This window comes from Citrobacter sp. Cf118 (genome assembly GCF_030334095.1).
GTDB classification, from domain to species: Bacteria; Pseudomonadota; Gammaproteobacteria; order Enterobacterales; family Enterobacteriaceae; genus Citrobacter; species Citrobacter freundii.
The window spans coordinates 24,940-43,021 of the sequence record NZ_JAOWES010000005.1 but is presented as its reverse complement, the minus strand read 5'-3'; the positions used below and the strand labels follow the sequence as shown (position 1 = coordinate 43,021).

At 48.7% G+C, this 18,082-nt stretch carries 26 protein-coding genes; 5 read left to right on the top strand and 21 right to left on the bottom strand.

The window, feature by feature from the left end; translation table 11 throughout:
* Positions 1 to 140, top strand: a 140-nt coding sequence (locus tag OGX67_RS00335; RefSeq protein ID WP_241161214.1) for an IS1 family transposase, incomplete at its 5' end; no start/stop codon positions are given.
* A 14-nt stretch (positions 141 to 154) separates the two neighbouring features.
* Here OGX67_RS00335 and OGX67_RS00330 read toward each other — a convergent pair.
* The 14 genes from OGX67_RS00330 to OGX67_RS00265 form a co-directional block, all read right to left on the bottom strand.
* Positions 155 to 664, bottom strand: coding sequence for a hypothetical protein (locus OGX67_RS00330; RefSeq protein WP_032951339.1), 510 nt, complete (start codon positions 662 to 664; stop codon positions 155 to 157).
* Between the two features lies 1 nt (position 665).
* Entirely contained in the window at positions 666 to 983 is a 318-nt protein-coding gene (locus OGX67_RS00325; RefSeq protein WP_007372316.1) for a hypothetical protein, read from the bottom strand.
* A 641-nt stretch (positions 984 to 1,624) separates the two neighbouring features.
* Positions 1,625 to 3,256, bottom strand: coding sequence for an AAA family ATPase (locus OGX67_RS00320; protein ID WP_008786582.1), 1,632 nt, complete (start codon positions 3,254 to 3,256; stop codon positions 1,625 to 1,627).
* Between the two features lie 40 nt (positions 3,257 to 3,296).
* Entirely contained in the window at positions 3,297 to 3,782 is a 486-nt protein-coding gene (locus OGX67_RS00315; protein WP_172745723.1) for a hypothetical protein, read from the bottom strand.
* Between the two features lie 39 nt (positions 3,783 to 3,821).
* On the bottom strand, positions 3,822 to 4,826 hold the full coding sequence (locus tag OGX67_RS00310) for a ParB family protein (RefSeq protein WP_007372313.1): 1,005 nt from the start codon (positions 4,824 to 4,826) through the stop codon (positions 3,822 to 3,824).
* Positions 4,823 to 6,076: a ParA family protein gene (locus OGX67_RS00305; protein WP_007372312.1), complete on the bottom strand. Its 1,254-nt coding sequence runs from the start codon at positions 6,074 to 6,076 to the stop codon at positions 4,823 to 4,825. The genes OGX67_RS00310 and OGX67_RS00305 overlap by 4 nt, the downstream gene beginning before the upstream one ends.
* Positions 6,077 to 6,739: 663 nt before the next feature.
* The gene (locus OGX67_RS00300) at positions 6,740 to 7,009 is read right to left on the bottom strand and encodes a hypothetical protein (protein WP_008786584.1); all 270 of its coding nucleotides are present in this window, start codon (positions 7,007 to 7,009) and stop codon (positions 6,740 to 6,742) included.
* A gap of 46 nt (positions 7,010 to 7,055) precedes the next feature.
* The gene (locus OGX67_RS00295) at positions 7,056 to 7,577 is read right to left on the bottom strand and encodes a hypothetical protein (protein ID WP_032951151.1); all 522 of its coding nucleotides are present in this window, start codon (positions 7,575 to 7,577) and stop codon (positions 7,056 to 7,058) included.
* 1,128 nt (positions 7,578 to 8,705) lie between these two features.
* Complete coding sequence (locus tag OGX67_RS00290) at positions 8,706 to 9,548, bottom strand: HNH endonuclease signature motif containing protein (protein ID WP_007372307.1); 843 nt, start codon at positions 9,546 to 9,548, stop codon at positions 8,706 to 8,708.
* A 567-nt stretch (positions 9,549 to 10,115) separates the two neighbouring features.
* Complete coding sequence (locus tag OGX67_RS00285; protein ID WP_007372306.1) at positions 10,116 to 10,280, bottom strand: hypothetical protein; 165 nt, start codon at positions 10,278 to 10,280, stop codon at positions 10,116 to 10,118.
* 286 nt (positions 10,281 to 10,566) lie between these two features.
* Positions 10,567 to 11,010, bottom strand: a complete 444-nt coding sequence (locus OGX67_RS00280; RefSeq protein ID WP_007372305.1) for a hypothetical protein — start codon at positions 11,008 to 11,010, stop codon at positions 10,567 to 10,569.
* 59 nt (positions 11,011 to 11,069) lie between these two features.
* Entirely contained in the window at positions 11,070 to 11,348 is a 279-nt protein-coding gene (locus OGX67_RS00275; protein WP_007372304.1) for a hypothetical protein, read from the bottom strand.
* Positions 11,320 to 12,162 (bottom strand): hypothetical protein, encoded by an 843-nt coding sequence (locus OGX67_RS00270; protein ID WP_007372303.1) that lies wholly within the window; start codon positions 12,160 to 12,162, stop codon positions 11,320 to 11,322. The genes OGX67_RS00275 and OGX67_RS00270 overlap by 29 nt, the downstream gene beginning before the upstream one ends.
* 41 nt (positions 12,163 to 12,203) lie before the next feature.
* Complete coding sequence (locus OGX67_RS00265; RefSeq protein WP_016241555.1) at positions 12,204 to 12,521, bottom strand: hypothetical protein; 318 nt, start codon at positions 12,519 to 12,521, stop codon at positions 12,204 to 12,206.
* A 154-nt stretch (positions 12,522 to 12,675) separates the two neighbouring features.
* Between OGX67_RS00265 and OGX67_RS00260 the strand changes: the two genes are divergently transcribed.
* From OGX67_RS00260 to OGX67_RS00250, 3 genes are read left to right on the top strand one after another with little or no spacing between them, the layout of a single operon-like run.
* Complete coding sequence (locus OGX67_RS00260; protein WP_007372301.1) at positions 12,676 to 13,116, top strand: Xre family toxin-antitoxin system antitoxin; 441 nt, start codon at positions 12,676 to 12,678, stop codon at positions 13,114 to 13,116.
* Positions 13,113 to 13,571 (top strand): RES family NAD+ phosphorylase, encoded by a 459-nt coding sequence (locus OGX67_RS00255; protein WP_008786589.1) that lies wholly within the window; start codon positions 13,113 to 13,115, stop codon positions 13,569 to 13,571. Before OGX67_RS00260 ends, OGX67_RS00255 begins: the two co-directional genes overlap by 4 nt.
* A 43-nt stretch (positions 13,572 to 13,614) precedes the next feature.
* Positions 13,615 to 13,845, top strand: a complete 231-nt coding sequence (locus OGX67_RS00250) for a hypothetical protein (protein ID WP_007372299.1) — start codon at positions 13,615 to 13,617, stop codon at positions 13,843 to 13,845.
* A 67-nt stretch (positions 13,846 to 13,912) separates the two neighbouring features.
* Here OGX67_RS00250 and OGX67_RS00245 read toward each other — a convergent pair whose 3' ends face one another.
* The 4 genes from OGX67_RS00245 to OGX67_RS00230 form a co-directional block, all read right to left on the bottom strand.
* Complete coding sequence (locus OGX67_RS00245; protein ID WP_007372298.1) at positions 13,913 to 14,179, bottom strand: hypothetical protein; 267 nt, start codon at positions 14,177 to 14,179, stop codon at positions 13,913 to 13,915.
* 49 nt (positions 14,180 to 14,228) lie between these two features.
* The gene (locus tag OGX67_RS00240) at positions 14,229 to 14,783 is read right to left on the bottom strand and encodes a hypothetical protein (RefSeq protein ID WP_007372297.1); all 555 of its coding nucleotides are present in this window, start codon (positions 14,781 to 14,783) and stop codon (positions 14,229 to 14,231) included.
* A 158-nt stretch (positions 14,784 to 14,941) separates the two neighbouring features.
* Entirely contained in the window at positions 14,942 to 15,283 is a 342-nt protein-coding gene (locus OGX67_RS00235) for a hypothetical protein (RefSeq protein WP_007372296.1), read from the bottom strand.
* A gap of 118 nt (positions 15,284 to 15,401) precedes the next feature.
* The gene (locus OGX67_RS00230) at positions 15,402 to 15,845 is read right to left on the bottom strand and encodes a hypothetical protein (RefSeq protein ID WP_007372295.1); all 444 of its coding nucleotides are present in this window, start codon (positions 15,843 to 15,845) and stop codon (positions 15,402 to 15,404) included.
* A 237-nt stretch (positions 15,846 to 16,082) separates the two neighbouring features.
* On the opposite strand from OGX67_RS00230, the gene OGX67_RS00225 reads away from it, so the two are divergent.
* Positions 16,083 to 16,421 carry a hypothetical protein gene (locus OGX67_RS00225; RefSeq protein ID WP_007372294.1) on the top strand — a complete coding sequence of 113 codons (339 nt, stop codon included), beginning with the start codon at positions 16,083 to 16,085 and terminating at the stop codon, positions 16,419 to 16,421.
* Between the two features lie 362 nt (positions 16,422 to 16,783).
* Here the strand turns inward: OGX67_RS00225 and OGX67_RS00220 are convergent, their stop codons facing one another.
* The 3 genes from OGX67_RS00220 to OGX67_RS00210 all read right to left on the bottom strand — a co-directional run bounded on the left by OGX67_RS00220 (position 16,784) and on the right by OGX67_RS00210 (position 17,890).
* On the bottom strand, positions 16,784 to 17,110 hold the full coding sequence (locus tag OGX67_RS00220; protein WP_007372293.1) for a hypothetical protein: 327 nt from the start codon (positions 17,108 to 17,110) through the stop codon (positions 16,784 to 16,786).
* Between the two features lie 83 nt (positions 17,111 to 17,193).
* A complete protein-coding gene (locus OGX67_RS00215) occupies positions 17,194 to 17,592 on the bottom strand; it encodes a hypothetical protein (protein WP_007372292.1) in 399 nt (132 codons plus the stop codon).
* Between the two features lie 10 nt (positions 17,593 to 17,602).
* Entirely contained in the window at positions 17,603 to 17,890 is a 288-nt protein-coding gene (locus OGX67_RS00210; RefSeq protein WP_016241556.1) for a glutaredoxin family protein, read from the bottom strand.
* Between the last annotated feature and the right edge of the window lie 192 nt (positions 17,891 to 18,082).

Sequence of the window (18,082 nt, the reverse complement as noted above, 5' to 3'; positions counted from 1 at the left end):
CGCAGCGAATTGAGCGGCATAACCTGAATCTGAGGCAGCACCTGGCACGGCTGGGACGGAAGTCGCTGTCGTTCTCAAAACCGGTGGAGCTGCATGACAAAGTCATCGGGCATTATCTGAACATAAAACACTATCAATAAGTTGGAGTCATTACCTACTCATGGTAGCGATAGCGCGGTGTATCACTGTCAGGATAAATGGACGATGGTGAAATAGTGATTGAGCTCCTGCCGCCCCATGAATGTTTGGCACTCCAGTTGACCCGAACTTCAGGCGCAGGGCCGGTGAAACCATATGCCTGTCTATAGAGGTGCAGAAGATACCCTGAATACAGAAAAACAACTTTCTCCGCCGTCATAACGCGAGAAACGCCATAGCGAGCAACTGCCCTATCTCTGGCTGTCAGAACGGGGGTTTTTACCCGTGGGGAGAATAATTTTGTTGGGCTGAATAGCCAGACTTCTGAATCGTCATCAGGCATATCCAGTATCACCTGAATTTCTTCAGGCGACCCAACTCGTTGATGCCACCTTTCAAGATTATCGCCCACTTCATTCAGGCTGATTAAATCATCGGCATTCTCGTAGAATAACCAGATCAGCGTTCCTCGTGGGAGTGCTTTCTCAGCTGTAATATGTGAGAGGATAATTTGACGTGGTGTCATCTTATTCGCCACAGTTCCCGGATGCTTCTATCAGTTTTATTTTTGTTGCTTCTGCCGCCTGCATTTTTTGTTTCATCTTCTCAATGCTAGCGGTCACACGGCGGGCGCACCATTGATACGCTGCCTGACGTGATTCGAAAAACTCATAATCCGCGTGCAGGTAAACTGATGTGCCGTAGGAGACGGACATACGGTAACCCTTCGGCGTTTCATTGATGACTTCCCGTTCTTCTACACAGTTTTCAAACTCAGGGACATAATCCACGAATCGACGACGCAGAATGCAAAACAGCACCTTTATTTGGTTTTCATCAGTCATTTGTTATCCTCGTTATTCTTCTTATTTATCATCAACCTTTCTTAATTGTCGATGCTGAATACGGCGGAGCGGATTTCACGCTTGGCCTGCTGACGGGCGCGGTGTTTGCTTACACGAAGAGATCTATCGTATGCATTGTTTTTACGATAGCCACGCGAGCGGCACAGTGAACAAGTGCAGCCTTCTACTGAATAGAAAATCCCAAACGGTTTCATAAGTATCACCTTTAAGCTTGATAATAATGTTTATCATAGCTGGAGTTATTCAGGTGACGAATAGTTAAGGGGCGCGTTTTGCTTGGGTTTTTACACTATCGTTTATTGAGTCGATGAGGTCGGAAATAGAAAGGAGTTTTCTGCCAAAGAATAGTTTTCGTCTGGCTTCTATTTCGTAGCGGAAGGGTTCAATAATTTCATCTTCATGCATGATTACGAAACGATAGCCGTTATTAAGGAGTTTATGCAGCTTGTTTGTTTTTTTTCTTATGGGACTTAGCTTAAACATTGTTATCAACTTCTCATCATGATCACCTGAATTGTTATAACACAGTTATTTCCGACACGCTGCTGCTTTTGCTGAAGAACTCGGATTGCTTTGGGCTGGGCCAGCAGGTTGTATGCCGGGCGAACCCGGCATCGTTATCACAGGGCTTTTTCTTTTCCCTTTCGTTCTATCCCACGAAACATCGCGCATTTCCGCACAATATCCAGTGTCGGGATGCTACCACTCCCCTGCTCTTTCACGCTCATTCGCAACGTGAGCCGTAGCAACATCTTGATGTCACGTGGTGGAAGTTCTGGGTAAGTGTTTACAAGTGATCTGACCAGTTCATCAGGAATGTTCACGCCAAAGTTCTCACCCATAATCTTCCAGATCTTTTGGGCATCTGATTTCTCCGGCACATCATAGTGAATGATTGCAGCGCATCTTGGTATGATAGCCTCATCGATGTCACTACCCCGGTTGCTTGTCATGAACATCAACCCATCGAAATACTCCAGTGTACGGAGGAACTCCGCAACGATGGCATTTTGAGTCAGTGATGCTCCACGCTGCATGACAAACACATCGGCTTCGTCCAGAAGCAGGACACAGTTCCAGCGTTTAGCCCGGGTCAGAATCGTCCGCAGATTTTTCTCAATGTCATCGGCGTTGGTTCCCAGTGCGCCAGCATGAATTGAGTACAGGGGCCGTTCAATGACCTCTGCATACACTTCAGCAGTTAATGTCTTCCCAAGTCCGGGTGAGCCCACGCACATGATGATGTTACCCGCGCTTTTCCCTTCAACAATATCGCTGGTGAAAGCGCTGATATCCGTGGTCAGTATATCGAGTAAATCACGGTGGTCTTCCGGCAAAACCATCTTTTTTGGCAGTTCTTTATCATACTTGTATGGTTCTACGTTATTGGCATGTATCCAGATAAAGTCTTGCAGCGAGAGATCAAAATAACGCTGCACAGGAATTTCGGGTAAAAGGCCAAACTGGTCATCTTCAAAAAGAGGCGACTCCACTTCTGCACCGTAGGCATCGCACTCACTATCAGGCAAATCGTGTATCAGTTTATGCCCTGCTATTTCCAGATTCCGGTCGCTGTAGCTATACGATTCCATTCTGACAGCCCTGCCGGTTGCTTTAAACTGATTGCCAAATTGCCCGTCGACCACTTCCTTAAACCGCGTTAGTTGTTCCAGGTACTCTTGTTTCAGCTCATGCGTTTCATGGTAGATATCACGGTCGGCCAGTGTCTTAGCGACACTGCGCCGCGCCACCTCATTAGGCTCGAAATTCAGGGCGGTAAGCTGGGTTCCGTAAACCTTTTTGGAGTGCGAATATTCGCCGAACCCATACCAGCTGATTTGTAACAATAGTGATGGGGGACGGTCAGAGTTTTTTTCTGATTTTACTTCTTTTATTGCTGTAACAAGACCGGGGTACAGGTTGCCGTCATGACCGCGTCGGTATATCCAGCCATCAATTCGATTTGACTTCAGATACTGTAGTAACACACGACCGAATGCCGGAAAACTGCTCACAGGCTTATCGAAATCACCTTCCAGTGCAGTGATGATCGATTCAAGAGCTCGTCGATTTTTTGACTCTCCATCACCACGACATGCCTGTAAAAGTTCATTCAGATCATCCCGAGATAAACATAGCGGATCGACGGCAATCTCATCGTCAGAACTACGGTGGCTATAACGATTACGTAAAGCCTCAAATGTTGGGCTTGTGGTAGCTTTTAGTGTTTCTGTTTTTATCGTGAGTGCCATAGCCGTCCTCGTCAGTAATTTACTTTGATATGCCTTAAGTTCACATGGAAGGGGCAACTTCGAACGCATTAGGAACTCTGATCCGCGAGCCTATTTCCAGTTTAATGGTTGCCTTTACGTATTCACCCTCCTTCAGATAGGTGATGTCTTGGTTATGAAATGTTGACTTTTCATGTGTAGCCCACCATTCCATAGAGCTTGGGATTTTTAACGTTAGCCCAAGATGTTCAGTGAGATAGCATACTCCCATGTTTGAGTAGGTCTTAACGGGGTTCGGGTAGAATTGAAAGTTACCCTCTACGAGACAATCAGTACGAGGATCGATGAACGAAAGGAAAACGCTAAAAGTACCCTGACGTTTTAGCTCGGCGTAAGCCTCAAGAATCGTGAAACGCTTTAATGCGTCATTTGAAAACAGGGTTACAATTTTTTCCGAAAGCATAGCCACCTCATGAGCTGTTTTTTTCCTATTATCAACCGGTGTCTCCTCCTGACGAATAGGTTTGCGGCCAAAAAAAAACTGCACCAGGAGGTGCAGTTTCGATAATCAAGCAATGGCGAATTGTTATTTTTCGCTACTCAGTTTATCCGTAATAAATGCTTCAATTTCTGCCATGAGCTCGGTACTCATTCGGTTAAATTCAAAGCGAACTTTACGGCCCGATGCATTTTTGCTGATACGGGCGTATTTGTCCTTATTAGCAAAATTAGCCAGATCACGGGTTTCCCAACTTTTTGCAGGTGGCTTTTGATCGAGTAATTCAACCGCCTTTGTGATCTGCGCCATGACAATTTTCTGCGCTTCCGGGATGTCACTGATGTCCAGATTAGCAATTTCTTCTTTCACCCTATCAACTACATCTGCAAGAATGAAAAGGTTGCTCTCTACGTATTTCTGAAGTTTGGACAACCGGCTGTAGAAGGAGTTTGGTATACCTTCATAATCCGGGAACAGAGCTATCAACGAACCGTCAATACGCGCCGCCTGAATACGTTTAAAGACTGACACATGGCTTATGCCAAGAAAGAGGGCAAGCTCTTCATTTTTGGTGAATCCTTTTTCCTGCATTAGTTCCAGATACTGAAGCCCAACCTCTCGGTATGAGAATCGGCGTGATGTTTGTGCAGCGGTAATAATCGCCTTGATGTCCTCAGCTGATAGATCATCTGGTAGCACCCATAAAGGCAGATCTTTTTGAGCCGCAATACAGCAAAAACGTCTGCGGCTACCTTCAATAAGCAGGTACACGCCATCACGTTTAACGGCAACACCTTCAGTATCAACACCCCTTGACTCAATTTGTTGCAGGATATCTCGTACTGCGTTTGTGGTAAGCGCTTCCTGATTTCGCGGGTTCATTGGGTGAACGGCGGTCTCAGTAGCGACATTTTCAGCTGCTACAGTGACGTGCTCAGCTTCAAGTTTTCGCCCGTTATGAAGGGTAAAGAGTTTCTTAATGCGAGGGGGACTCTTAAGGTTAGCTAACCCGGAACGGTGGCCTACATCGGTTCGCTTTGGCGTATTTAGATAACGCGATTTATCGTTTCCGATATGCTGTTCATCACTCATGCGTTAACTCCTTCCTTCGCTGAAAAACTCTTTATCTCATTAATAAACTGTTGATATACGGACATTACGGATTCTTCGGCAATATCCAGCTGCTTTGGTGAACATAACTCTTCAGATTTCTTAATATCGAGAACCGACCTACCCCGTGACGCAGCTGCTTTGAATGCTTCAGAGTTTTTGATATTGGTTGCCATAAACAGGTCTTGAACGGTTCGAATTAACTTATCGAGGACTATTTTTTCGTATGGGCTTTTATCATCGACGTTAACGGCCAGTACTTTAAACCATTTAATATTTTCACCTTTATTGGGAGACTGACGGAATCGCTCACTGATCGTCAGCATAAAATCAGTTGTGGATGCATAGTCGTATTCTCGCGGAGAAACTGCGACAAGAATACCGTCAGCGGCCTCATCAGCGGCCCAGATAATTGGCGAGTCTTCTGGAGGGGTATCGAAGATAATAAGGTCATACTTAGCTTTCAGGACTGGCATTATCACTTCTTTGAATCGTAGCAACAACTGAGTGCGCTCTTCTTTACTGCACTGCCAGTATTTATCTTTGAATCTCGCATCGGTTGGGAACGCAGTAATTACATCAAGATTTGGCAGATGGGTTGAGAACGGCATATTCTCAATGATTTCAGCCTCAGAGTAACCCATGTCGAGGTATTTTTTATATTCAGAACCTTCTTCATACACGCCCAGGATTGCGTCGATTGCAGTCAGGAATACGTCGTCTTCAGATACGCTTTGAATCATACCGCTACCAATAGAGCCTTGCGGATCCCATTCAATTACTAAAACTCTGGCATTCAACTGGAGATCAAGTGCTGCTGCTACAGCCAGAGCCACTGAGGTCGTGCTTTTTCCTGTCCCACCTTTATGATTCTGAACAATGATTGTTCGGCTCTGGTAGTAATCTCTATAGCGCGGATAACCCAGGGCATCCATAATATTCTGGACATCCCAGCGGGTATAAAGGTGGTTTTTGTTCTGATAAATAGGTTGACCCACCAGCCTTTTTTCTTCGAGATCAGCGAGAATTTTATTGAAGGTAACTCGAGATTTTCCAAAGAAGTCGGAGAGATTTTTTTTATTCAGGCAGTGGTTATAGATAAGGCGATCTACCCCCTCCACACTGTCATCTGATACAGATACCCGGGAAGAAGCCAGTAACGATTCTTTCAATGAAATTTGTTCGGACTTCATGCGTTGCCCGACAAGGGCAATTTTATCTATTAGATTCATTCTCGTCATACCCTCAAACCTGAATTATGAATTTAAACGCATATGCGTATACTTTACGTATAATTCGTAAAATGACGCTCTATGCGTATAATTGTAACGGCAATCAGATTGAGACGCTAACATTCTATTTTGTTTTTTCTTCATTTTGCGATCTCGAAATGCAGTTCAATGACACATCATCTTTCTCTTCTGGCGATTAAGGGGGTTAAGTAATCCACGGGGCGGGCAGAACCCGGAGAGACTGACTGGCGATTAAGGGGGTTAAGTAACCCACGGGTCGGGCAGAACCCGGAGATGCTGGCTGGCGATTAAGGGGGTTAAGTGACCCACGGTACGGGCAGAAACCGGAGAGGCTGGCTGGCGATTAAGGGGGTTAAGTGACCCACTGTACGGGCAGAAACCGGAGAGGCTGGCTGGCGATTAAGGGGGTTAAGTGACCCACGGTACGGGCAGAACCCGGAGAGGCTGACTGGCGATTAAGGGTGTTAAGTAATCCACGGGTCGGGCAGAACCCGGAGATGCTGGCTGGCGATTAAGGGGGTTAAGTGACTTAGCGCTGGAGGATACGCCCTGCAACTATTGGTAAATGAATGACAAGGTTTCCCGTAAGACCCATCAAATAAAAAAGCCTCTGAAGTAGAGGCTCTTGGGTATTCGATATAGTTAGGCTAATTCGTCCGGGTCGTTGATGGCACTAACGAAGAACTCCGTGCGGTAATCATTCCCCCATCCCAACCAGACAGAAGGTGAACCCTCCTTTGCCAACGAACGGTCACCCGTCATGCTGTCCGCTTGGACAGGAACTGTCACGCATTCTTTAATAGTATCGGCCTCGGCAACCAGTCCAGTACTCTGGGTTTCAAATCCGGCAATTACGACAACAGCATCAGGGTCGTGTAGCTGAAGCTGGGCGATAAGCTCTTTAACTTTCATAGTGATCCTCTGCGCTAGAATTATCCAATTCTACCACGCTTGATGGTCAGGCGTATAAGTGCTTACTGTACAGCTCGAAAGCTTCATCATGTTCCAAATCGTCCAGGATAACGATATCAGGGCCATGTTCTTTTTTGATTTGTGCGATGTATGAAGCGTATTGAGCCTGGCTTTTGTAGCCCACTGTCCAAAGTCTACCTTCGCGTAAGACGCAGATTTTCTTGCGGTAAACCTTCTTGAAACTTGATTTAGTTTTCCGGTTACGCTCCTCGTCACTGACAAGCTGGTCGATTACTTCAATCAGGTTTGAGTCTATGAGAAATGGCTTGCCATTGTGTTCGCCAAGGCAGATTGGCAGAAGACCCTTCGCATATGATTCGGCCTGGCGGAGCAGCTCTTTTTTTCCTGGTTCGAACAGTACGCGAGTTTCGCCACCATGCCCATCATTATCAGCTGTACCTATGCTCAGCCCGTCGAAGAGGACAGTAGCGTTAAAGCAGACTGTTTCCTGGCTCATGCCAGTATAGATTTTGAGGCCTTTCAATTTGATTCTTGTCTGAGTGTTCATTGTGTGTTCCCCGCTTTCTAATTGTGATTCTATTTTCAATCACCTTGAGCAGGTGACGAAGTGATACGGAGAAATAATTGTTGGGTCGCCTGATAGCCGGGCTGGTGGCAGCCGCAACCCTTAGTCAGTACTTCGGGATCGTAGTTCCGAAAAGCCACAACAGTCTCCACAGCGTTTTGGGGGTGTTAACCCCCATACGCTTTGAGACTTTGCCCTAGCGGGCCGCGAATTCGCCTAATCGCCCCGTGAGGGCTCTATTCGAATTTACATGCCGTGCCTGCTTCGCTTGAGAGCGAAGCTTTTGGACGGCGATTGCCCGCGTAGCGGGCAGACATTTTTACGTGCGCATTGCGCACGATTTTCTTCGGTTACATTACAGGGCTGGCTGGGGATTGGCTTATTGCAATATTCTACAACGAAGCTGGGAACGGCTGGCTGGAACGCGAAGATTTAAATCATACTCTATATCGACTGATATCAACGACGGTATCAGCGGGGTCTGTTGCCAGCTTACAGGTCACTTGACCTTCCTGATCCAGCATCAGTGTCGCGGTTAACGGTTCATTTTGAGCATCGATTACAGTGACATTCACGCGTAACCGTGTTGGAAGCATCATCAGAATTCGCGTAGGGCTCTCTGATAATGACACGTTTCTGGCTTGCAGAACCGCTAAAACACTCTTCATTAACTCTGCTTGGTCGATCATATAGTCACATGCCACTGGATGTATTGGGATGAAATCGTGCCTACCGCAGGGCTACACGAAAGATATAAATCAGTATGACATGCGGGCCGGACTCAAACCATCAATTACTGGAACCAGTCCGAAGATAGCGCTCTGGTTTTTATGCTGTTGAATTTACATAGTTGTTATTTAGTGAATTATTCGTACCTTATCATTCACTGATATCACTTAAATTCAAAGTGAACAGGAGAGGATTGGATTAAAAGTCCATAAAATGTGAATTAAAAGTGCGCTAGGAAATGCGATAAACTGATTGATTTGTTTTGATATGGTTTTTATGTGAATTATCGGTGAGTTACTTGTGTGCTACTTATCTCCATGCTGCTATGCCTTTCCAATAAATAGATTGGATAGGGCAGGGAGATGGAAGAGGGGAGAGGGCTTACTCCGCAGGTGATTTCACTTTAAATTCAAGCCATCTTGCCCCGAGCCTGTTTTTATCCAGATTGTAGAACAACGGTTTTATACAGACCCCTTCATACTCAGGGAACTCTATACCGCTGGCGAAGTGAATCTGTAGTGTATCAGGATCAATACCCATCATGTTTGTGTCAAACAGCCTGTGGAATGTTGGTGATAGCAAAATGCCGTTACTGGCGTTATAGCAGCCTGCTACGGATGTTGGTTCAATATGTGCTGCCTCCAGCACACCGTTGAGGTGTTTGCCCGATACCGCGCACAGGCTTCCGAAATTCTTATCCACCAACTCACGGAACTGAGACTGGACATGCACATCGCGAACGCTAACCTCTCGGCGGAAGCTCGGGGAGCGCATACGGATATCTGCATGGGGGAGGTGACCGCGTGGTAATGGCAATACAGCCGGTTGCTCATCCATTACTGGATTCTGCTCCTCGCAGTAGGTGTCCACGGACTCAATCAAACGGGATGTGTCATTACCAAATCGGCGAGTGAACCAGAGCCTGAAGTGAGCCAACCGTGATGCCGGAATTTTGTTACGTGCGTACTCCTGAGCATTCTCCTTTTCGATTTCAGTATTTAGTAAAGCCAGACGGGCCTGAGAAGCACGAATTTCTTCCTGGACTCTGAGATATCCTGCCAGTAGACAAACTTTGGATTCCTGATGTTCAGGCCGTCGCGGATAACCAGATCCTGTTTCAACCACGCCAAAGGCTTTGTACCGGAACATTCGGGGAAAAAGCGTTAATGCCACCCGGTTGTTACGACGAACGAGGGAACGAATCAGATTGGTTATCTTCCTCATGTTCTGAATAGTGCGGGGAGAAAAGAACGCGGCGTATTACCTCTGCTCTATCTATTCCCGACATTATCCCTCTGCGAATGACACCACGGAGGTGAGCATTATGTCTTGCCCCGCTTACTAGGCCGAACTCACGGGACAAACTGACATACTCTTTCAGGAGGTGATGCTTAGGGTCGGTAAACGCCTCTGGAGGAATCACCTGATATGCAACTGACGAAAGTATACGGAAAGTCAGTTCAGATGCTGTCCAGCCCTCACGCCGAAGCCGAATAATTGTTATAACGAGATCATCGATACCAGGCATATCCGGTTCGATATATAGGGACATCAGAGTGTCGTTCATTCCGGGAGGAAGGCTAGCAGAGTGTGACGGGTTGCTCATAGGGTAAGGTACTGATCGGACGTAGAAGAAGCGCTTATGTTACGGAATTCGCTCTGGTGGGTTTTAGCTCCAGTGGCGAACGCTGGAACTACGGGTAAAAAAATCCCCGGTTTACCGGGGAAGTTAACAACTACCTCCAGAAGGGTTGGAGGCAAAGCCGGTTGGGCGACCGGCCACAGGGAATGCTACGGCTTAATGCCGAGTACTACACCGCCATAGACCAGGTACATCACGATGGCGAACAGCATGAAGAAATGGGTTACCGGGTGCGCCAGCGCGGCTGCTGCCGCATTGCTTGCGCTGAGCTTCAGTGAGCCAAAAGAGTGATTACGAACAGCTTGTGCTTTCATGGGTCGCTCCTGATAACGGGTTACATGTTGTGGCTTCTGTATCCAGTATCTGGTGAGTGACTCAGGTGACGAAGAAAACCAGGGCATAAAAAGCCCTGTATTTTCAGAAAGATAATATCGGTTTCGTTTTGTGTTGTGCTTGCTATTCCGGGCATAAAAAAACCGCCTGGTGAACCAGACGGCTTTGGGATAAACAGGCTTTACACAGACAGGTCAGTGGATCATTTAAGTCACTTAACCCCCTTAATCGCCAGTGTATTGCCACCAGCAGTACGTGGTCTAACGCTTAAATATCGTAGCGACCTTCTTTGATTTGCTGGAGCTGTTCAGCCAGCACCTTCGCCAGTGGTTCGGCTTCTTCTTCATCATCAAGATTGTCGATGAGCGTCAGATTCGACTCACCCGCACGGCGGGCATAAACCCCATACGCTCGCTGGCCGGAGATATCGGTGACCGAAGTCTGAGAGTGATCGCAGATGATATTGCCGTGACGGTCTACCGGCCCGAAGCTGATGGCTTCATAATCCGCATCGTGGCCCAATGGTAAATCGCGCAAAACAAACAGGCGTAATGGGAGAACGTCGTACTCAGCACCACATTTTGCTGCCACATCCAGATCGTTAATTTCACGGAGAAAATCTTTCGCTACCACCGAGTCAGAATGCATCCGGTAAATGGTCGATGCGGCCCAGATTGCACCAGCATAAAATTGTGATTCTTCTTTTGTCATTTAGCACCTGCTCTTATTGTCATGGGTATGCCGGTCGAACGGTATCCCCGTGCAGACCGTCAGTAAACGGTTATTTCCTTTGCGCAGCAGTCGCATTGGTATTCGTTGATACCACCAGTTGCGACCCAGTTTATTGCGCCGCAGCGGCAACTCAACAGCTGGCGCATACCAGGAGCAAGTGCCCGCTCTGAAAACGACTCAACCGGGACTTCGCCCGGGTAGTAGTAACCTTTTATCAGCTTGCTGCGTGAATGCCCGTCAGTGTCGGTGTAATGCAGATACACCTTCCGGGTATAAATCATACCCGAGTCAGTGCCGAACTGCGTTTTCAGAAGCATACATATCCTCCAGACGCTGAATACATTGTTGTGCGGCCTTATCAAGTAGTTCAGCCGTGGGTTCATCATAGATGCCACGTACCAGCAGACCAAATATTTCCGGGTCTACAGACAAATCGTACATGCATACGCGAACGCCAAGCGCTGTACGTAGCGCATAGACATGGCGGTTAGGCTTTCCGCCGATACCGGTGACTGACGCGACATTTTCAAAATTACCAGGGTTAACCAGGTTAATCACGGGGCACGATATACACTCAGGGATCCGCTTCAGAGCCACAGCATCCAGATACAGGCTGTGGCCCACTTTCAGGTTTTTTGGCAACGCTTGCAACGGCATGGCTTCGAGGGCCAGATTTTCTTCAAGATGCAGGTTATCCGGCAAAGTGGTAATACGGGTGTTTGACAGCATCATACTGCCAGCTACTTTCAGCGTATCCGGCAGATAGGCGATATCAGTACACATGATGTCCAGAACGCGGCCCACCGTCAGATTTTCCGGCAGATACTTAAGACGTGAAGAATTCGCCATGAGCGTACCGGTAATGGTCAGGTTGTCAGGGAGAGATTCCAGCTCAGAGTAGCTGATAAACAGATTGCGGGCCACCAGCCCGGCAGGGATGCTATGAATGCCCGACAGAATGGTCAGGGTGTTCGTCACGGTCAGATTCGCGGGAATATAGTCGCAGGGAATTGCCGGATCTTCTGGCTCAAGCGTAAACCCGACACGAAGATCGCCTTCAACGATGATTCGTCCGTCCTGAAGGGTAAAGGCCACACCATTCGCTGCCAGTTTATCAATGAAGTCTGTCATATCGGTTTCCTTTTAATGGCCCGACGAGCCGGGCCGGAGGTTCAGAGTTTGCTGACAAAGTTCTGCTGCGTGAACAGGTACATATCGTCCTGCTCATTGAACATGCACAGATTTTCGAGGATGCGCTTTTCAATCCAGACGACCGGCTTTTCACGCATATCCTTCGCGAGCGAAAAGGTGTTTCGCAGCCGGGTAATGCGGTGCTGATCATTGATTGCCTGGTGAATTGCGGCCTTTGACGCTGCCGCCTGCTTTTTTACGTTGTTGCGGGCACACCATAATTCGCCACTAGCGGCTGATGCCCGCGCTGCTGGCTGACGTGAGGAGTCCAGTTGGTCATAACGTAAGAGATTCGGCATGATGCCCCCTGTCATAGTTTTGTCGTTATTGACCTATTATCTGGCAGGTGGGGCTGGTGACGAAGGGCGCTGAGGTTGTCTGATGGTTAAAAGATTGCCGTTAGTGTTCCATATGGTATAATTGAATTACCAAATGGGAGGGCTAGTTATGACGATGAAAGTTTTTTCTCCAGACGTTACCAAAACGAATCAGCACTGCTTATGGCAGGTTGCTGGGCTGGATAATGACGGTATCGCGCTGATGGATAAAATCAATCACGGTCTCGATGGCACAGTAGCTAAGCACATTTCTGAATGGGCTAACATCACGCCGTCTGAGCTGCGCAAAATGTCGGGTATACCTAATACGACGTTTAATCGTAGCATCAAAGACCGTTTCACTGCCGATCAGAGCGAACGTCTGGTGCGCATTATCCGCGTAATTGAACGCGCTGTAGAGCTGTTTGAAGGTGACAAAGAAGCGGCGCACAAATGGCTGAACGAAGCGAACCGTGGTCTGAGCTGGAAATCACCGGCAGAGCTTGTTTCTTCTGAGACAGGTGCGCTTGAAGTGATGCGCCTGATTACGCGTATTGAGCACGGGGTATACTCGTGATCCTTTACCGACTGACCAAGACCCGTTATCTGATGACTGCGTGGTCTGGTCTGGGTGCGAAAGAAACGGGGGGCCGCTGGAACAGCGTAGGCACTGCAATGGTCTACCTGTCTGAAACGGCCAGCCTTACCATGCTTGAAACGCTGGTACACATTCACGCGCCGCAGTTACTGGACGACTTTACACTGCTGAGTCTTGATGTACCGGATGATCAGATCCAGACCTTCGACATGAGCCGTCTCCCTGATAACTGGGCGAGTGAGGATGCTCCTGCTGAGCTGGCGCTCTACGGTGATAACTGGGCTGAAAGCGGTTCTTCTATCGCGCTGCGTATTCCAAGTGCGTTGTCTCCGGTTGAATTTAACTACTTGCTGAATCCGGCACACCCTGAACTCTTTGACCTGATGGCTACGGTTAAGAAAATTCCGTTCCGGTTTGATTCCCGCCTGAAATAACACACAGGCAACTCCCCGGCATTGACGAACTGAGGTGTCTCTGATGATTCAGAAAGCGAAAGTCGCTAAAGCGTTTATCTCTGTAATTGCCTTGTTCGCCTTTGTCTACTGGGGACTTGATCCCGATTCAATTTGTCAGGCAGTTGGTGACGCATCTCAAACCTGCGGTTACTCCGGCAAGAATGGCGATGCGAGTCTGGTTGGTTCCGTGTTTGCTCTGATGCTGACGGTGTTGGCGGGTGCGATGCTTTGGGCGTGGGTCAGGAAAGGCTAATCAGAACTCTTGCAACTCCCTCCGTGATGCCGGGTGACGCTCCTCACTGAGCGCCACCAGTCAGTCATTACAAACGGGTTGATGATTCAATCGCGGGCGGAAGGCTACTATTCAGCGCGTCGAACCCGCCAAATGCCCGGCCCTCTTTTGTCAGCACCAGATGCATCGGCGTTTCGTTGATATTACGGGCGATGTAATCGTTGATGAATGCCCGCGCCTGATCGGCATTTTTAACCTCTGCTGTTTCCGGCATGGAGTTATGGGAACGATTAAAGACGACAGAGACATAATTCCCTTCAATTCTTACCGGGCGAGTCGATACGGTGAGTTTCATGGTCATTTTCCTGTAGTGAGTGTTGTGTGTATTGGTGTTCTGCCACTATCTACTGCAACGTTGCGGCCACAGGGCGAAGAATTGCTATCGCCTTTGATAACGCCTGCCGCTCACCACCATCAAGGATTCTGACTGCTTCTACGCAAGCCGCTTCTGCTGTATCAGCACGTTCTACCAACGTCCTGACGGTATTTTCATATGATCCGCAATCAGGCTCCTGATTGCTGTCTTCGCTCAGCGTGTTCCATGACTCAGTGAGGTTAACTGCAACAGCGACCAATTGGTCAGTGCTGATATCACCTTTTACGCAACGGCAGGCCACTTCAGCGCCCAGACGTTCAGCAATGTCGTAGTACCAGACTCCCGGTTCTTCAGATGCCTGATACGCAGGTTCGCAGGCTTTACAGATCTGCTCTGCGGCATCCAACATCCAGTGAGCACATTCAATTTCGCCACCAGCCAGCGTTTCACAGATCATTGTCTGTACGCTGTCACAGTTGAAGGTGAGGGGGATAGGATTAGCCACTGATAATGCGGTCAGACGGGAGACTTCATGCTGGAAGCCCTGAAACATGAACATGGCGCAGATAGCTGGATTTAACATGGTAGACCCCTGTAGTTATGTGTGTTGTTCGTTTTGTTTACATAACCAGTTAACCACGCTCCCCGCAGGTGACGAAGGCTTTCGGGGCAGAAAATTCACAAAAAAAACCGACCATTAAGGCCGGTTATGATCTGGAGTATATGGGGCTGAAAACCGCGTTATGCCTTCACTTTCGCCATAAACAGCTGCATGGTTTCTTCAGCAAGCGGAGTGCCAACCTGCTCAAGAACATACTCCGCGACATGCGGGGTGAGAATGAAGTCGATAAACTCCGGCAAGGACATGCTGTTCAGGCTCGGTAGCTGTCTGGACAGTGCATTCTGGTAATTTTCCACTTCACCCAGTTTGCGCTCGGGCCAGCCCACCAGCTCAGGGTGCTTTTCCTTAAGTGCGAGGCCGCGCTCCGGGAAACTGTTACTGATGGGGTGTCTGGCGAGGGTGGGGATCAGGAGATTCGCCAGAAAATCCACTTTCTCGTAATCAAGACAGACAGAATTCATATAGGTTTACCTCTTGCCACTGGCTATGATGTTCGCTTGCTATCTGGAAAACTCTACCAAAGCGGCTGGCGATATCTCATTGAAAACGCCAGCAGAATGCGGTCATTTCCAGCAGGAGTTACCCCATCTGATAACTGTCATAAGATGCCCCGCAGGCTTCCACCAGCGCATCCAGATCACCGGTAAACTCTCTGGCCCGCTTCATCAATGCACGGTGTAATTCCGCTGGTGGAATGTCATCGCTACTCTTCGCCGGGTATTCAACACTGAACGCGATGGTAAACGCATGGCTATACCACGGCCCGGCATTCTGGTTTTCAAAGCGGGCCATCAGCTGGCTTTCGGTTGTATCGGTAGCAAATGTATCGAGGTGGACGACATCGACCGGCACGTTGAGTGCCCCGGCAGTGGTTGATGCCAGCTGCCGGGCTTCGTCTCCTCGCTCTGGTGGTGCGCAGTAGAGACATTTCCCGTTCAGTACCACCAGCGTCTGACCGTAGGTCGTACTGACGATACTCACGGTGTTAGCCGGTTGCGGGTGTGTGGTTGCAGTGTGCTGCATGGTGTTCTCCATTAGGTCACTCACATGGCAACCAGCTTACCCGGCACAATTCAGCTGACGAAATCAGGACGGACTGGTGTATATCGTTCGCAAAATAAAGATATTTTTTATCATCAGCACCGGTAGTTACGGGGCAAATTGCAGGTATCCGGTACAATGGTGATATGAAGGGCATTACATGCAGAATCGTGTGGCCCGGCAGACGGATACCGAATATCAGCAGAAGGAACCAGGACAATGCAGGAACTCGACTTTGACCATATCCAGATAAACCTGAACCCGCGAGCGTGTGCTGTCACACCTATCCCGGAAGACCTGAAAAGGGAGCTGGCTTATCTGGGCGCTATCGCAGAGAGAAAGAAATTCGCGGCAAGCCTGATTGTTAATCTCTACAACCCGGACGTTTGCGGGGCGAATATGTACAAACTCACGGCCTATTGCCGTAACGAGTCATGCGATACCCTTCGCGATGGCATGATGACCCTGATACAGCTTTGTGCATACATGGAGTCACATGAGATCTATGGCGAGACGTTTGTCAAAAAGCTGATTAAACAATGGGAGTTTCGTAAGTAGTCTGCTGCTTCAAAATACCTTTCTGACAGGGCGCTATGTGCGCCCTTTTATTTTAAAAAAACGGGAAGGTCTTGCCCGGGTATTACCTGCTATTTTCAACTACCAAACCACAACGGCAGAAGAAAATTGACCAGTCGAAGCAATTCGACCAGGAGTTCGACATACAGGAAATGGAAGTCTTTCATAACAGTCTCTTCATATAATTGGCTCGACAAAATCGTTGCATCACGACGATCGCAGGTGTGAGGTTTGTTTTCTTCGTGGGGGTTGTCAGCTATCACGACATTGAGGCAGGCAAGCGCAGGTGTCACAGTTTCGGGTATATTTTATGCTGGTGGGGTGACCACCAGCTGCGGGTATAGTTACTTAATGGTTTTCAGGAGGGTGAACTTGGTTTTGCACCGGGTGCATTGCGCTTTCAGAGACCCGGAGCGCACCTGTTTCAGTTTCCCGGCGCACTGGGTACAGGCTACGTCCTTCACACGTTGTGCCATTCGCTCATCCACAGCGAGTGTTTTGGTCGGGTTATGCTTACGCTTGGGAGCCTTCAAAAGCCCCAGCGCCCGCAACGTGGCTTTGTACTCCCGGGTGATCCATTGACCGTCGCGCTCATAGTGCAGGCCATCCCCCATCATATCGCCAAGCTGTATCAGCCGCTGATGCAGCACTTTTTCTTCTTCAGGACTCATATACCGTGCTCTCTTTAAATTATTGAGACGGAACCGAGCCGATTGATACCTCATATGAGGCCACCAGCGTCTTTACTGGCGTTTCAACGAAGCTGACGCTCTGCTGAGTAGAGTCGAATGAGAATCGCGTCCAGCGCCCCACAGAGCGCGATCCTGAAGCTTTCGCTATGACCGTCCCGTTCGCGCATCTCCAGAAGGGCATCCAGCTCGTTATCGTCAATCGGCAGTGGCCCGGAACAGAAGGTTTTCACCATGTCAGAGGTGTCAGGGTTTATACCTGCAATGCGCAGGATATCGGGAACCTCAGACCGGTAGATCACCGGTCGGCCTGATGGCGGTGTCCACGTTATCGGCTCTATCTTCAGTTGCGGTAAGCCAGCACCGGCGAGGGCGTTATTCAGATCGTCTATAAGCACGACATCCGCTCCTGAAGGAGGATGTACGCCGAGGGCCGCAGGGATTTCGACAGAGATATTGTGCATGGCGTTTACCTCAGTGAAGGACGTGATTAACCAGCGACGGGGGGATATCGAGTGACCCGACACTCCAGCCATTGGCAGTTGTCGCAATAAGATCTGGCCGGAACCCACCCCAACCCGTCACACGGCCCGAATCGTTGACCACCACCACCAGCGGCGCACCGGTATTTTGTGTCAGGCGAACGAGATCTGCGTTGTCCACCAGCGGGATCTCATTCACGTCCACCCCAGCCAGAGAAAAGCGGGTAAGCGTCATGCGACATTTCGGACAATCAGGGGCAGTAAACACAGTAATTTTCATTGGGATAGCCTGGTGTATACGGGATATATTCATTATCCCAGCTTTCCGCTTCTGACGAAGCGTTGCGCGGGTAATCAGAGCGTAAGCAGGTAAGATATTGTTGGGGCCATCCTGCAACATCAGTTGCGCCAGTTGCCTGGCTATTCGTCGCTCTCTCCATTAGAGAAAATAAACCAAATAAGCAGAACGCCT

Coding starts and splice junctions, on each gene's coding strand:
- OGX67_RS00240 (WP_007372297.1), bottom strand. CDS start 14,783: ATGTTAAATCCAGCTATCTGCGCCATGTTCATGTTTCAGGGCTTCCAG.
- OGX67_RS00320 (WP_008786582.1), bottom strand. CDS start 3,256: ATGGCACTCACGATAAAAACAGAAACACTAAAAGCTACCACAAGCCCA.
- OGX67_RS00245 (WP_007372298.1), bottom strand. CDS start 14,179: ATGAAACTCACCGTATCGACTCGCCCGGTAAGAATTGAAGGGAATTAT.
- OGX67_RS00265 (WP_016241555.1), bottom strand. CDS start 12,521: ATGCCGAATCTCTTACGTTATGACCAACTGGACTCCTCACGTCAGCCA.
- OGX67_RS00270 (WP_007372303.1), bottom strand. CDS start 12,162: ATGACAGACTTCATTGATAAACTGGCAGCGAATGGTGTGGCCTTTACC.
- OGX67_RS00325 (WP_007372316.1), bottom strand. CDS start 983: ATGACTGATGAAAACCAAATAAAGGTGCTGTTTTGCATTCTGCGTCGT.
- OGX67_RS00250 (WP_007372299.1), top strand. CDS start 13,615: ATGATTCAGAAAGCGAAAGTCGCTAAAGCGTTTATCTCTGTAATTGCC.
- OGX67_RS00235 (WP_007372296.1), bottom strand. CDS start 15,283: ATGAATTCTGTCTGTCTTGATTACGAGAAAGTGGATTTTCTGGCGAAT.
- OGX67_RS00330 (WP_032951339.1), bottom strand. CDS start 664: ATGACACCACGTCAAATTATCCTCTCACATATTACAGCTGAGAAAGCA.
- OGX67_RS00280 (WP_007372305.1), bottom strand. CDS start 11,010: ATGACAAAAGAAGAATCACAATTTTATGCTGGTGCAATCTGGGCCGCA.
- OGX67_RS00285 (WP_007372306.1), bottom strand. CDS start 10,280: ATGAAAGCACAAGCTGTTCGTAATCACTCTTTTGGCTCACTGAAGCTC.
- OGX67_RS00225 (WP_007372294.1), top strand. CDS start 16,083: ATGCAGGAACTCGACTTTGACCATATCCAGATAAACCTGAACCCGCGA.
- OGX67_RS00210 (WP_016241556.1), bottom strand. CDS start 17,890: ATGAAAATTACTGTGTTTACTGCCCCTGATTGTCCGAAATGTCGCATG.
- OGX67_RS00305 (WP_007372312.1), bottom strand. CDS start 6,076: ATGAATCTAATAGATAAAATTGCCCTTGTCGGGCAACGCATGAAGTCC.
- OGX67_RS00295 (WP_032951151.1), bottom strand. CDS start 7,577: ATGAACACTCAGACAAGAATCAAATTGAAAGGCCTCAAAATCTATACT.
- OGX67_RS00215 (WP_007372292.1), bottom strand. CDS start 17,592: ATGCACAATATCTCTGTCGAAATCCCTGCGGCCCTCGGCGTACATCCT.
- OGX67_RS00230 (WP_007372295.1), bottom strand. CDS start 15,845: ATGCAGCACACTGCAACCACACACCCGCAACCGGCTAACACCGTGAGT.
- OGX67_RS00275 (WP_007372304.1), bottom strand. CDS start 11,348: ATGCTTCTGAAAACGCAGTTCGGCACTGACTCGGGTATGATTTATACC.
- OGX67_RS00260 (WP_007372301.1), top strand. CDS start 12,676: ATGAAAGTTTTTTCTCCAGACGTTACCAAAACGAATCAGCACTGCTTA.
- OGX67_RS00300 (WP_008786584.1), bottom strand. CDS start 7,009: ATGAAAGTTAAAGAGCTTATCGCCCAGCTTCAGCTACACGACCCTGAT.
- OGX67_RS00290 (WP_007372307.1), bottom strand. CDS start 9,548: ATGAGGAAGATAACCAATCTGATTCGTTCCCTCGTTCGTCGTAACAAC.
- OGX67_RS00220 (WP_007372293.1), bottom strand. CDS start 17,110: ATGAGTCCTGAAGAAGAAAAAGTGCTGCATCAGCGGCTGATACAGCTT.
- OGX67_RS00310 (WP_007372313.1), bottom strand. CDS start 4,826: ATGAGTGATGAACAGCATATCGGAAACGATAAATCGCGTTATCTAAAT.